This is a genomic window from Pseudomonas sp. 3MA1 (assembly GCF_029237275.1).
Classification (GTDB): domain Bacteria; phylum Pseudomonadota; class Gammaproteobacteria; order Pseudomonadales; family Pseudomonadaceae; genus Aquipseudomonas; species Aquipseudomonas fluorescens_AP.
Map to the genome: position 1 here is coordinate 1 of NZ_JAACFX010000024.1, position 13,180 is coordinate 13,180.

Annotated in this window: 3 protein-coding genes; all 3 read left to right on the plus strand. The window is 64.6% G+C overall.

Annotated features, from left to right (window positions below; genetic code table 11):
* A partial coding sequence (locus GWQ44_RS30725) for a phosphopantetheine-binding protein (RefSeq protein ID WP_275929097.1) occupies window positions 1-662 on the plus strand: 662 nt, incomplete at its 5' end.
* A 3-nt stretch (window positions 663-665) separates the two neighbouring features.
* Complete coding sequence (locus GWQ44_RS30730) at window positions 666-8,492, plus strand: non-ribosomal peptide synthetase (protein WP_275929098.1); 7,827 nt, start codon at window positions 666-668, stop codon at window positions 8,490-8,492.
* 64 nt (window positions 8,493-8,556) lie between these two features.
* Window positions 8,557-13,180: non-ribosomal peptide synthetase (locus tag GWQ44_RS30735; RefSeq protein WP_275929099.1), on the plus strand; the 4,624-nt coding region annotated here is incomplete at its 3' end.

Below are 13,180 nucleotides of genomic sequence, written 5' to 3' on the forward strand. Positions count from 1 at the left end.
TGGTGGACTACCTGGGCCGGGTCGACCATCAGGTGAAGATCCGTGGTTTCCGTATCGAACTGGGGGAGATCGAAGCCCGCCTGCGCGAGCAAGAAGCAGTGCGTGAAGCGGTGGTGGTGGCCCAGGACGGGCCCACCGGCAAGCAACTGGTGGGTTATGTGGTGGCCCATGACCCGGCCATCGCCACTGATGCCACGGCCCAGGCCGGCGCCCGTGAGTCCCTGCGTCGGGCCCTGAAAGCCCGCCTGCCGGACTACATGGTGCCCGGCCACCTTATGTTCCTGGCGCAGATGCCGCTGACGCCGAACGGCAAGCTCGACCGTAAGGGCCTGCCTGAGCCGGATGCGAGCCAGCTGCAGCAGGTCTATGAGGCGCCGCAAAGCGAGTTGGAGCAAAAGCTGGCGGCCATCTGGGCGCAGATTCTGTGCCTGCCGCGGGTGGGGCTCAACGACAACTTCTTCGAGGTGGGCGGGCATTCCCTGCTGGCGATCCAGATCACCTCGCGGGTTCAGGCCGAACTGGGCCTGGAGGTGCCGCTGGCGCAGTTGTTCCAGACCGAGTCGTTACGTGCCTATGCCGAAGTGGTGGCGGGCTACCGCACGGGCAGCGCGGCCGATTTTGATGATCTTCGTGAATTCTTGAGCGAACTAGAGGCGATTTGAACCATGCTTTCCAACCCCAATCTCGATCTGGTATCGCGCTTTCTTCGCCTGCCTCTGGAGCAGCGCCAGCAGTTCTACCAGCGCCTGCAAAGCCGTGGCATGAGTTTCGCTCAACTGCCGATTGCCGCAATCCGTGAAGCGGGGCACTGCCTGCCCCTGTCCTATGCCCAGGAACGCCAGTGGTTTCTCTGGCAACTGGACCCCGAGAGTTCGGCCTATCACGTGCCCGCAGCCTTACGCCTGAGCGGACGCCTGGACCAGGCAGCCCTGCAGCGCAGCTTCGACAGCCTGCTGGCCCGTCATGAAAGCCTGCGCACCCGCCTGCATCTGCAGGGCGAGCACCTGACCCAGGAGGTGCTGGCCACCGCGACGCTGAAGATCGATGAAGAAACGGTCGATGAGGCGCAGCTCAAGGCGCGGGTGGAAGCCGAGATCGAGCGGCCCTTCGACCTTGCGCAGGGGCCCTTGCTGCGGGTCAGCCTGCTGCGTCTGGCCGAGGACGAGCATGTGCTGGTGCTGGTGCAGCACCATATCGTCTCCGATGGCTGGTCGATGCAACTGATGGTGGATGAGCTGGTGCAGCTGTATAGCGCCTACAGCCAGGGCCAGGAATGGCAACTGCCGGCCCTGCCGATCCAGTACGCCGACTACGCCCTGTGGCAGCGCCGTTGGATGGAGGCGGGAGAAAAGCCGCGTCAGCTGGAGTACTGGCAGGCGCTGCTGGGGGGCGAGCAGCCGGTGCTGGAACTGCCCCTGGATCATCCACGCCCGGCGCAGCAGAGCTTTCGCGGGGCACGCCTGGATCTGGCCCTGGAACCCGCCCTGGTGGCGGGCCTCAAGGCCCTGGCCCAGCGCGAAGGGGTGACCCTGTTCATGCTGCTGCTGGCCTCGTTCCAGGCGCTGCTGTACCGCTACAGCGGTCAGCAGGACATCCGCGTCGGCGTACCCATCGCCAACCGCAACCGGGTGGAAACCGAGCGCCTGATCGGCTTCTTCGTCAACACCCAGGTGATGAAGGCCGACTTCGAGCCGCAACTGACCTTCGCCCAGTTGCTGGCCCAGACCAAGCGCCGTTCGCTGGAAGCCCAGGCCCATCAGGACCTGCCCTTCGAGCAACTGGTGGAGGCCCTGCAACCGGAACGCAGCCTGAGCCACAACCCCTTGTTCCAGGTGATGTTCAATCACCAGGCGAGCACCGCAAGCGCAGCTGGCGAGCGGCAATTGCCGGGCCTGCGGGTCGCCAGCCTGGAGTGGGACAGCCAGAGCGCACAGTTCGACCTGAGCCTGGATACCCAGGAAGTCGGGGAGGGCATCTGGGCTTCCCTGACCTACGCCACCGATCTGTTCGGCGCCGCTACTGTGGAGCGCATGAGTCGGCACTGGCTGAGCCTGCTGCGGGCGATGCTCGCCAATAGCGCAACCCGGGTGCAGGAGCTGGCCCTGCTGGATGCCGAAGAGCGGCAGCAGATGCTCCATCAATGGAACCACACCACCCGCGACTACCCCTTGCAGCGTAATGTGCAGCAACTGATCGAAGAGCAGGTGGCGCGTACCCCAGATGCGCCGGCCTTGAAGTTCGGTCAGCAGAGCCTGAGCTACGCCGAACTCAACCGCCGCGCCAACCGCCTGGCCCATCGCCTGATGGCAGCCGGTGTCGGACCGGATGTGCTGGTGGGGCTGGCAGTGGAGCGTTCTATCGAGATGGTGGTGGGCTTGCTGGCGGTGCTCAAGGCTGGTGGCGCCTATGTGCCGCTGGACCCGGAATACCCACGTGAACGCCTGGCCTACATGCTGGACGACAGCGGCGTGAAACTGCTGCTGACCCAGTCTCACTTGCTGGAGCAACTGCCGATTCCGCAGGGGCTACCTAGCCTGGCGCTGGATCAGCTGGACGCGCAGCTGACGAGCTACAGCGAGCAGAACCCGGGCATCGTGCTGCAGGGCGAAAACCTCGCCTATGTGATCTACACCTCCGGTTCCACCGGGCAGCCCAAGGGTGCCGGCAACCGCCATAGCGCCCTGACCAATCGCCTGTGCTGGATGCAGGAGGCCTATCAACTGGATGCCAGCGACAGCGTGCTGCAGAAAACCCCGTTCAGCTTCGACGTATCGGTGTGGGAATTCTTCTGGCCCTTGATGACCGGCGCGCGGCTGGTGGTGGCGGCGCCAGGGGATCATCGCGATCCCGAGAAACTGGTGAATCTGATCAATGCCGAACAGATCAGCACGCTGCACTTTGTGCCTTCTATGTTGCAGGCGTTCCTGCAGGATTCCGGCGTGTCTTCCTGCCAGAGCCTGAAACGCATCGTTTGCAGTGGTGAAGCCTTGCCGGTGGATGCCCAGCAGCAGGTATTCGCCAAGCTGCCGCAGGCCGGTCTGTACAACCTTTATGGCCCCACCGAGGCAGCCATCGACGTCACCCATTGGACCTGCGTCGATGAAGGCCGGGATGCGGTGCCCATCGGCCAGCCCATCGCCAACCTGGGCTGCTATATCCTCGACGGCAATTTCGAGCCGGTGCCGGTGGGTGTGCTGGGCGAGCTGTACCTGGGTGGCGTGGGCCTGGCCCGTGGTTACCATCGACGCCCGGCGCTGACCGCCGAGCGTTTTATCGCTCATCCTTTTGTGACAGGTGAACGCCTCTACCGCACTGGCGACCTGGCCCGTTATCGCGCTGACGGGGTGATCGAATACGCCGGGCGTATCGACCATCAGGTCAAGCTGCGGGGCCTGCGCATCGAGCTGGGCGAGATCGAAGCACGGCTGCTGGAGCACGACTGGGTCCGCGAGACGGCGGTGCTGGCGGTGGATGGCAAGTACCTGGTGGGTTATCTGGTGCTGCAAGGTGCCGGGGACGACTGGCGTGAGGTGCTGAGCGAACACCTGGCGCAGCAGCTGACGGACTACATGGTGCCGGCGCAATGGGTGCTGCTGCAGCAGATGCCCCTGAGCCCCAACGGCAAGCTCGATCGCAAGGCCCTGCCCAAACCCGATGCGGCGCAGCACATCCAGGCGTTCGAAGCCCCGCAAAGCCCGCTGGAGCAGCAGATCGCGACGATCTGGGCCGAGGTCCTGGGCATCGAGCAGGTGGGCTTGAACGACAACTTCTTCGAGCGTGGCGGTGATTCGATCATCTCCATCCAGGTGGTCAGCCGTGCCCGCGCAGCCGGTATCCATTTCACCCCCAAGGCCCTGTTTCAGCATCAGACGGTGCGCAGCCTGGCACGGGTGGCGCAGTTGCAGGCGGTGCAGTCGATCGACCAGGGCCCGGTGCAGGGCGAGACGCCATTGCTGCCCTTCCAGCAGCTGTTTTTCGAGATGGACCTGCCAGAGCGCCAGCACTGGAACCAGTCGCTGCTCCTGACTCCGCAGCAGGCGATTGATGGTGATCTGCTGGAGCGCGCCTTGCTGGCGCTGGTGCAGCAGCATGATGTGTTGCGCCTGAGTTTCAGGCAAACCGAGGAGGGCTGGCAGGCTCGGCACGATGCCCAGGCGGCGGAGCTGCTGTGGCAGGTTCGTCTGGAACAGGAAGCTGATCTGCTGGCCCTCTGCGAGCGCGCCCAGCGCAGCCTTGACCTGGAGCAGGGCGACTTGCTGCGGGCGGTGCTGGCAGAGCTGCCCGATGGTTCCCAGCGGCTGTTGTTGGTGATGCATCACCTGGTGGTGGACGGGGTGTCCTGGCGGATTTTCCTTGAGGACCTGCAAAACCTCTACCGGCAACTGCTTGAGGGCCGAGCGCAGCAACTGCCGGCCAAGACCTCGGCATTCAAGACCTGGGCCGAGCGCCTGCAAGCCCATGCCCGCAGCGCTGCCATGCAGCAGGAACAGGACTTCTGGCGCCAGCAGCTGCAAGGCGCAACGGGCGACCTGCCATGCCGCGATCCCCAGGGCGCACGTCCGCAACGCCTGGCCCAGACCCTGGTCAGCCAGCTCGATGCCGAGCGTACCCGGCAACTCTTGCAACAGGCGCCTGTGGCCTATCGCACGCAGATCAATGACCTGTTGCTGACGGCCCTGGCCCGGGTGATCTGCCGTTGGACCGGGCAATCGTCCAGCCTGATCCAGCTGGAGGGCCACGGCCGCGAAGAACTGTTCGAAGATATCGACCTGACCCGTACCATGGGCTGGTTCACCAGCCTGTTCCCGGTACGCCTGACGCCGGCTGACGATCTGGCCACCTCGATCAAGCAGATCAAGGAACAACTGCGAGCGGTGCCCAACAAGGGCATCGGCTTCGGCGCCCTGCGCTACCTGGGCGACGAGCCGACCCGCCAGGCCTTCAGCCAGTTGCCGGAACCGCGTATCACCTTCAACTACCTGGGCCAGTTCGATGGCAGCTTCGATCAGGAGGATGGCCTGTTCGCCCCGGCGCCAGAGAGTGCCGGCGCCGAGCAGAGCCCTGATGCCCCACTGGGCAACTGGCTGACCCTCAATGGCCAGGTGTATGCCGGCGAGCTGCGTCTGGGCTGGACCTTCAGCCCGCTGATGTTCGAGCCCCAAGTGATCGCAGAGCTGAGTGCGGCCTACACCCGTGAACTCACTGACCTGGTGGCGCATTGCTGTACCCCGGGCAACAGTGGCGTCACCGCTTCCGACTTCCCGCTGTCTGGTCTTGATCAGCAGCAGCTGGAATCCCTACCGCTGGTAGCCGATGAGATCGAAGACATCTACAGCCTGTCGCCGATGCAGCAGGGCATGCTGTTCCACACCCTGTACGAGAAGGAAGCCTCGGACTACATCAACCAGATCCGGGTGCAGGTGGAGCACCTCGACCCGGCGCGCTTCCGCCAGGCCTGGCAGGCCACAGTGCAGGCGCATGAGGTGCTGCGCAGCGGCTTCTTCTGGCAGGGCCAACTGCAGTGGCCGTGCCAGGTGGTCTACCGTCAGGCGCAGATCGTTATCGAGGAACTGGACTGGCGGGCCATGCCGGAGCTGGAGCAGGAGTTGCAGACCCTGCAACAGCACCAGCGCCGCCAGGGCTTCGATCTGGCCCAGGCGCCTCTGGCCCGGCTGCTGCTGGTGCGCACCGCTGAACACCGGCACGAGCTGATCTACACCAACCATCACATCCTGATGGATGGCTGGAGCAATTCGCGGCTGTTCGGCGAGGTGCTGCAACGCTATGCCGGTGTCGCGGTAGCCGCGACTGGCGGGCATTACCGGGATTACATCGGGTGGTTGCAGCAACGCGACGCTGCGGCCACCGAAGCCTTCTGGCGCGAGCAGTTGCCACGGCTGCAAGCACCTACCCGACTGGGCCTTGGCCAGCCCCAGGCTGAGTCCGGACACGGCGAGCATCGTTGCACTCTGGACGCGCCACTCACCGCACGCCTGGAAGCCTTTGCCCGCAGCCACAAGGTCACCCTCAATACCTTGATCCAGGCCGCGTGGCTGATTCTGTTGCAGCGCCATAGCGGGCAGTCGGTGGTGTCCTTCGGCGCCACGGTGGCCGGCCGGCCCGCTGAACTGGAGGGGGTCGAGCAGCAGATCGGCCTGTTCATCAATACCCTGCCGGTGATCTGCGCCATCGACCCGCAGCGTCCGGTGCAGGACTGGTTGCAGGATGTGCAGGAGCACAACCTGGCCCTGCGCGAACACGAACACACGGCGCTCTACGATATCCAGCGCTGGGCGTCTCAGGGCGGCGAGGCGTTGTTCGACAATATCCTGGTGTTCGAGAACTACCCGGTGTCCAAGGCGCTGGAGCAGGGTGGCGGCAGCGGCATAGTGTTCGGAGTGCCCCAGGCCCATGAACAGACCAGCTACCCCCTGACCCTGCTGGTGGATCTGGGCGAGACGCTGGCGCTGCAATTCAGCTTTGCCCGCTCCCGCTTCACTGAACAGGCTGTGCAAGCCTATGGCCGGCACCTGAGCAACCTGCTGCAGGGCATGCTCGATAACCCCGGGCAGCCGTTGGGTGCTTTGCCGATGCTGGATGTGGCCGAACGCCGCCAGGTGCTGGAGCAGTGGAACGACACCACTCGTGACTACCCCTTGCAGCGCAATGTGCAGCAACTGATCGAAGAGCAGGTGGCGCGTACCCCAGATGCGCCGGCCTTGAAGTTCGGCTCGGTGAGCCTGAGCTATGCCGAGCTCAACCGCCGCGCCAACCGCCTGGCCCATCGCCTGATGGCAGCCGGTGTCGGCCCGGATGTACTGGTAGGGCTTGCGCTGGAGCGCTCCATCGAAATGGTGGTGGGCCTGCTGGCGGTGCTCAAGGCTGGTGGCGCCTATGTGCCGCTGGACCCGGAATACCCACGTGAACGCCTGGCCTACATGCTGGACGACAGCGGCGTGAAACTGCTGCTGACCCAGTCTCACTTGCTGGAGCAACTGCCGATTCCGCAGGGGCTGCAGACCTTGGCGCTGGATCAGCTGGACGCGCAGCTGACGAGCTACAGCGAGCAGAACCCGGGCATCGTGCTGCAGGGCGAAAACCTCGCCTATGTGATCTACACCTCCGGCTCCACCGGGCAGCCCAAGGGTGCCGGCAACCGTCATTCGGCCCTGACCAATCGCCTGTGCTGGATGCAGGAGGCCTATCAACTGGATGCCAGCGACAGCGTGCTGCAGAAAACCCCGTTCAGCTTCGACGTATCGGTGTGGGAATTCTTCTGGCCCTTGATGACCGGCGCGCGTCTGGTGGTGGCGGCGCCAGGGGATCATCGCGATCCCGAGAAACTGGTGAATCTGATCAATGCCGAACAGATCAGCACGCTGCACTTTGTGCCTTCTATGTTGCAGGCGTTCCTGCAGGATTCCGGCGTGTCTTCCTGCCAGAGCCTGAAACGCATCGTTTGCAGTGGTGAAGCCTTGCCGGTGGATGCCCAGCAGCAGGTGTTCGCCAAGCTGTCGCAGGCCGGTCTGTACAACCTTTATGGCCCCACCGAGGCAGCCATCGACGTCACCCATTGGACCTGCGTCGATGAAGGCCGGGATGCGGTGCCCATCGGCCAGCCCATCGCCAACCTGGGCTGCTATATCCTCGACGGCAATTTCGAGCCGGTGCCGGTGGGTGTGCTGGGCGAGCTGTACCTGGGGGGCGTGGGCCTGGCCCGTGGTTACCATCGACGCCCGGCGCTGACCGCCGAGCGTTTTATCGCTCATCCTTTTGTGACAGGTGAACGCCTCTACCGCACTGGTGACCTGGCCCGTTATCGCGCTGACGGGGTGATCGAATACGCCGGGCGTATCGACCATCAGGTCAAGCTGCGGGGCTTGCGCATCGAACTGGGCGAGATCGAAGCACGGCTGCTGGAGCACCACTGGGTCCGCGAGACGGCGGTGCTGGCGGTGGATGGCAAGTACCTGGTGGGTTATCTGGTGCTGCAAGGTGCCGGGGACGACTGGCGTGAGGTGCTGAGCGAACACCTGGCGCAGCAGCTGACGGACTACATGGTGCCGGCGCAATGGGTGCTGCTGCAGCAGATGCCCCTGAGCCCCAACGGCAAGCTCGATCGCAAGGCCCTGCCCAAACCCGATGCGGCGCAGCACAGCCAGGCGTTCGAAGCCCCGCAAAGCCCGCTGGAGCAGCAGATTGCCGGAATCTGGGCTGAAGTCCTGGACATCGAACAGGTGGGCCTGAACGACAATTTCTTTGAGCTGGGCGGGCATTCGTTGCTGGCCATCCAAGTGGTGGTGCGGCTGCGCGAGCAGTTGCACAGCGAGTTCGACGTCAAGTCGATCTTCAGCGCACCGACCCTGGCCGACTTCGCCCGTTATGTCGCATCCCGGCAGACAATTAATTCGCCGGTGCAGGATGCCCTGGCTAAATCCTTGGAGGCCCTCAAACGTCTATCTGCAGAAGATCTAGACAAATTGATTTCCTGAGGGATGTGGCGTGCAAGCATTAATCGAGTCGGTAGGTTCTCTTTCTACGCAAGAAAAGAAGGCGTTGGCGGTACTGCTCAAGCAGCAAGGCATCAACCTGTTTGAGATTGCCCCGGTTTTCAAGCGTCAGCAGGAAGAACCCCTACGGCTCTCTTATGCCCAGGAACGGCAGTGGTTTCTCTGGCTCCTGGAGCCGCAGAGTCCTGCCTACCATCTGCCTCGGGCGCTGCGCCTGAAGGGCCGCCTGGATCATGCGGCCCTGCAGCGCAGTTTCGACACCCTGGTAGCCCGCCATGAAAGCCTGCGCACCCATCTGCATCAGGACGCACAGCAGCTGCTGCAGGTGGTGAGCGCCGAACTGCGTCTGGAAATCGACGTGCAGGCGACCGATCCCGAGCATCTTGAAGCCTTGGTCAAGGCCGAGGTGGCCAAGCCTTTCGACCTGCAGCGGGGGCCTCTGCTGCGGGTCAAATTGTTGCAACTGGCAGAGGACGAGCATGTCCTGGTGTTGGTGCTGCACCATATAGTCACCGATGGCTGGTCGATGCAGGTGATGGTCGACGAGCTGGTGCAGCTGTATGTCGCCTACAGCCAGGGTCACGACCTGCGCTTGCCGGAACTGCCGATTCAATACCCCGACTACGCCCTGTGGCAGCGCAGTTGGATGGAAGCCGGGGAGAAGGAACGGCAGCTGGGTTACTGGCGCGAGTTACTGGGGGGCGAGCAGCCGGTGCTGGAGTTGCCCTTGGATCACCCGCGCCCGGCGTTGCAGAGTTATCGCGGGGCGCGTCTGGACATGACCCTGGAGCCAGCCCTGGTGGCCGGCCTCAAGGCCCTGGCCCAGCGGGAAGGGGTGACCCTGTTCATGCTGTTGCTGGCCTCGTTCCAGACCCTGCTGTACCGCTACAGCGGCCAGTCGGATATCCGCGTCGGGGTGCCGATCGCCAACCGCAACCGCAGCGAGACCGAGCGTCTGATCGGCTTCTTCGTCAACACCCAGGTGATGAAGGCCGATATTGACGGGCAGATGAGCTTCAGCCAATTGCTGCAACAGGTGCGGCAACGGGCGCTGGATGCCCAGAGCCATCAGGACTTGCCCTTCGAGCAACTGGTGGAAGCCCTGCAGCCGGAGCGCAGCCTGAGCCACAACCCGCTGTTCCAGGTGATGTTCAATCACCAGACCGAAGGCCGGGTGCGCGGCGAGCAGCAATTGCCTGGCCTGAGGGTCGAGGCCCTGGAGTGGGACAGCCAGAGCGCGCAGTTCGATCTGAGCCTGGATACCCAGGAGTCCGTCGAGGGCATCTTCGCTTCCCTGACCTACGCCACCGATCTGTTCGAAGCGGCGACTGTTGAGCGCTTGAGCCGGCACTGGCAAGCCCTGTTGCAGGCGGTGGTGACGGGCGCGAGCAGCCGTATCGCGCAGCTGGCGATGCTGGGCGACGACGAGCGCCACACCCTGCTGCAGCAATGGAATGATCCGGCCCCGGCCTGCGCTCACCCAGGCGCCGTGCATCAGCTGTTCGAGGCCCAGGTGGCGCAGCGCCCCCAGGCCCCGGCCCTGTGCCTGGACGGGCAGGCCTTGAGCTATGCCGAGCTCAATCGCCAGGCCAACCGCCTGGCCCATTACCTGATGGGGCAGGGTGTCGGCCCTGAGGTGCTGGTAGGGGTCGCGGTGGAGCGTTCCTTTGCCATGGTGGTAAGCCTGCTGGCAGTGCTCAAGGCCGGTGGCGCCTATGTGCCGCTGGACCCGGAGTACCCCCGCGAACGCCTGGCGCACATGCTCGAAGACAGCGGCGTGCGCCTGGTACTGCGTCAGTCCTATCAGCCCCTGGTGCTGCCCGAGGGGCTTGCGACCCTGGACCTGGATCTTGCCGAGGCCGCTTTGCGGCAGTGTTCTGTGGACAATCCGCAGCGGCAGGTCGAGCCCCACAGCCTGGCCTATGTGATCTACACCTCCGGTTCCACCGGCAAGCCCAAGGGCGTGGCGATTGCCCATGCCGCGCTGAGCGAGTTCTCCAGCATTGCCGCGAGTTACTCGCACCTGACCCGGGATGACCGGGTGCTGCAGTTTGCCACCCTGAACTTCGACGGTTTCGTCGAGCAGCTGTACCCGGCCCTGACCCATGGCGCCACGGTGGTGCTGCGTGGGCCGGAGCTGTGGGACAGCGGCCGGCTGTACCGCGAGATCATCGCTCAGGGCATCACCCTGGCCGACTTGCCCACCGCCTACTGGAAACTCTTCCTGCTCGATTGCCTGGCGGCAGGGCCGCGTGCCTATGGGGCGCTGCGGCAGATCCATATCGGTGGCGAAGCCATGCCCCTGGACGGGCCGGCGCAATGGCGCCGGGCCGGTCTGGGCCATGTGCGGCTGCTCAACACCTACGGCCCGACGGAGGCCACGGTGGTCTCCAGCGTGCTCGATTGCAGCGCCGCCGACACGGTGATAGGCGCCACGGCCAGCCCGATCGGCCGGTCCCTACCCGGGCGAGCGCTGTATGTGCTGGACCGCGACCTGAACCTGGCGCCGTTGGGGGCGGTTGGCGAGCTGTATATCGGCAGCCACTGCGGCCTGGCCCGGGCCTACCTGCAACGTCCGCTGCTGACCGGCGAGCGCTTTGTCCCGGACCCCTTCGCCACTGGCGAGCGCCTGTACCGCAGCGGCGACCTGGCGCGTTATCGCGCCGATGGGGTGATCGAGTATGTGGGCCGGGTCGATCATCAGGTGAAGATTCGTGGTTTCCGGATCGAGCTGGGGGAGATCGAAACCCTGCTGCTGGCCCAGGACTGCATCCGCGAAGCCGTGGTGCTGGCGGCAGACAACCAACTGCTGGCCTACCTGGTGGCCGAGGTGGGGGATCAGCAGGCCCAGGCCGAAAGCCTGCGCGCGATTCTGCGTGAACAGTTGCCGGACTACATGGTGCCGGCGCACCTGATGTTCCTCGAATGCATGCCGCTGAACCCCAATGGCAAGCTCGACCGCCAGGCCCTGCCCAAGCCCGATGCGGCGCTGGCGCAGCAGTCGTGGGTGGCCCCGGTGAGCGAACTGGAACAGCAGGTGGCGGCGATCTGGGCGGATATCCTCGGTGCCGAGCGGGTGGGCCTCAATGATCATTTCTTCGAGATGGGCGGCCACTCGCTGCTGGCCATGCAGGTGGTGTCTCGCCTGCGTCACGCGCTGGAGCGTGAGGTACCGCTGAAGCTGGTGTTCGAGCAGCCGCGGCTGCAAGGTTTTGTCGCCGCCGTGCAGGCCCTGGATGACAGAGCGCAGGTGCTGGCTCCGGCCATGCAGGCGGTGGGGCGCGAGCAGCCGTTGCCGCTGTCCTATGCCCAGGAGCGCCAGTGGTTCCTCTGGCAACTGGATCCGCAAAGCGCCGCCTACCACGTACCCAGCGTCTTGCGCCTGAAAGGCCGGCTGGATCAGGCAGCCTTGCAGAGAGCCTTCGACACGCTGATTGCCCGGCATGAAAGTCTGCGTACCCACCTGCAGCAGGAAGGGCAGCAGGCGATCCAGGTGATAGTGCCGCCCACCGGGGCGAGCATTTCGTTGTCCGAGGTGCAAGAGGCGCAGTTGCAGGATCGCGTGGAGGCGGAAATCGCCCGGCCCTTCGACCTGTGCCAGGGGCCGCTGATGCGGGTCAGCCTGCTGCGTCTGGCGGAGGACGAGCATGTGCTGGTGCTGGTGCAGCACCATATCGTCTCCGATGGCTGGTCGATGCAAGTGATGGTCGACGAGCTGGTGCAGTTGTATACGGCTTACAGCCAGGGCCAGGAGCTGCAATTACCGACCATGGCGTTGCAGTACGCCGACTATGCGCTTTGGCAGCGCAACTGGATGGAGGCCGGAGAAAGGGATCGCCAGTTGGACTACTGGCGCGAACTGCTGGGGGGCGAGCAGCCGGTGCTGGAGTTGCCGCTGGATCATCCGCGTCCGGCCTTGCAGAATCATCGCGGCGCCCGCCTGGAGGTGCCATTGGCGGCGTCCCTGGTGGCCGGCCTCAAGGCCCTGGCTAAGGCTCAGGGGGTGACGCCATTCATGCTGTTGCTGGCCTCGTTCCAGATCCTGTTGTACCGCTACAGCGGCCAGTCGGATATCCGCGTTGGCGTGCCGATTGCCAACCGCAACCGGGTGGAAACCGAGCGCCTGATCGGCTTCTTCGTCAATACCCAGGTGATGAAGGCCGAGATTGATGGGCAGATGAGCGTCGCCCAGTTGCTGGCCCAGACCAAGAGCCGTGCCCTGGAGGCTCAGGCCCATCAGGACCTGCCCTTTGAACAGCTGGTGGAAGCCTTGCATCCCGAGCGCAGCCTGAGCCTCAACCCGCTGTTCCAAGTGATGTTCAATCACCAGACCGAGGGCCGTCTGCAACAGGACGCACAGGCGCTGGCCGAGCTGCGGATCGAAGGTCTGGAGTGGGAACGGCGCACGGCCCACTTCGACCTCGACCTGGATGTGCATGAAAGCCGTGAAGGGCTCTGGGCCTCCCTGGGGTATGCCACTGATCTGTTCGAACCGGCGACCATCGGGCGCATGGCCCGGCACTGGCAGAACCTGCTGCAGGCCATGGTGGCCGATCCGCAGCAGAGCATCGGCCAGCTGAACCTGTTGGACGATAGCGAGCGCCAGCAACTGCTCCAGCTCTGGGACCGCAGCGCTTCGGGCTTCCCGGCCGGGCGCCTGGTGCATGAAC

Coding starts and splice junctions, on each gene's coding strand:
- GWQ44_RS30730 (WP_275929098.1), top strand. CDS start 666: ATGCTTTCCAACCCCAATCTCGATCTGGTATCGCGCTTTCTTCGCCTG.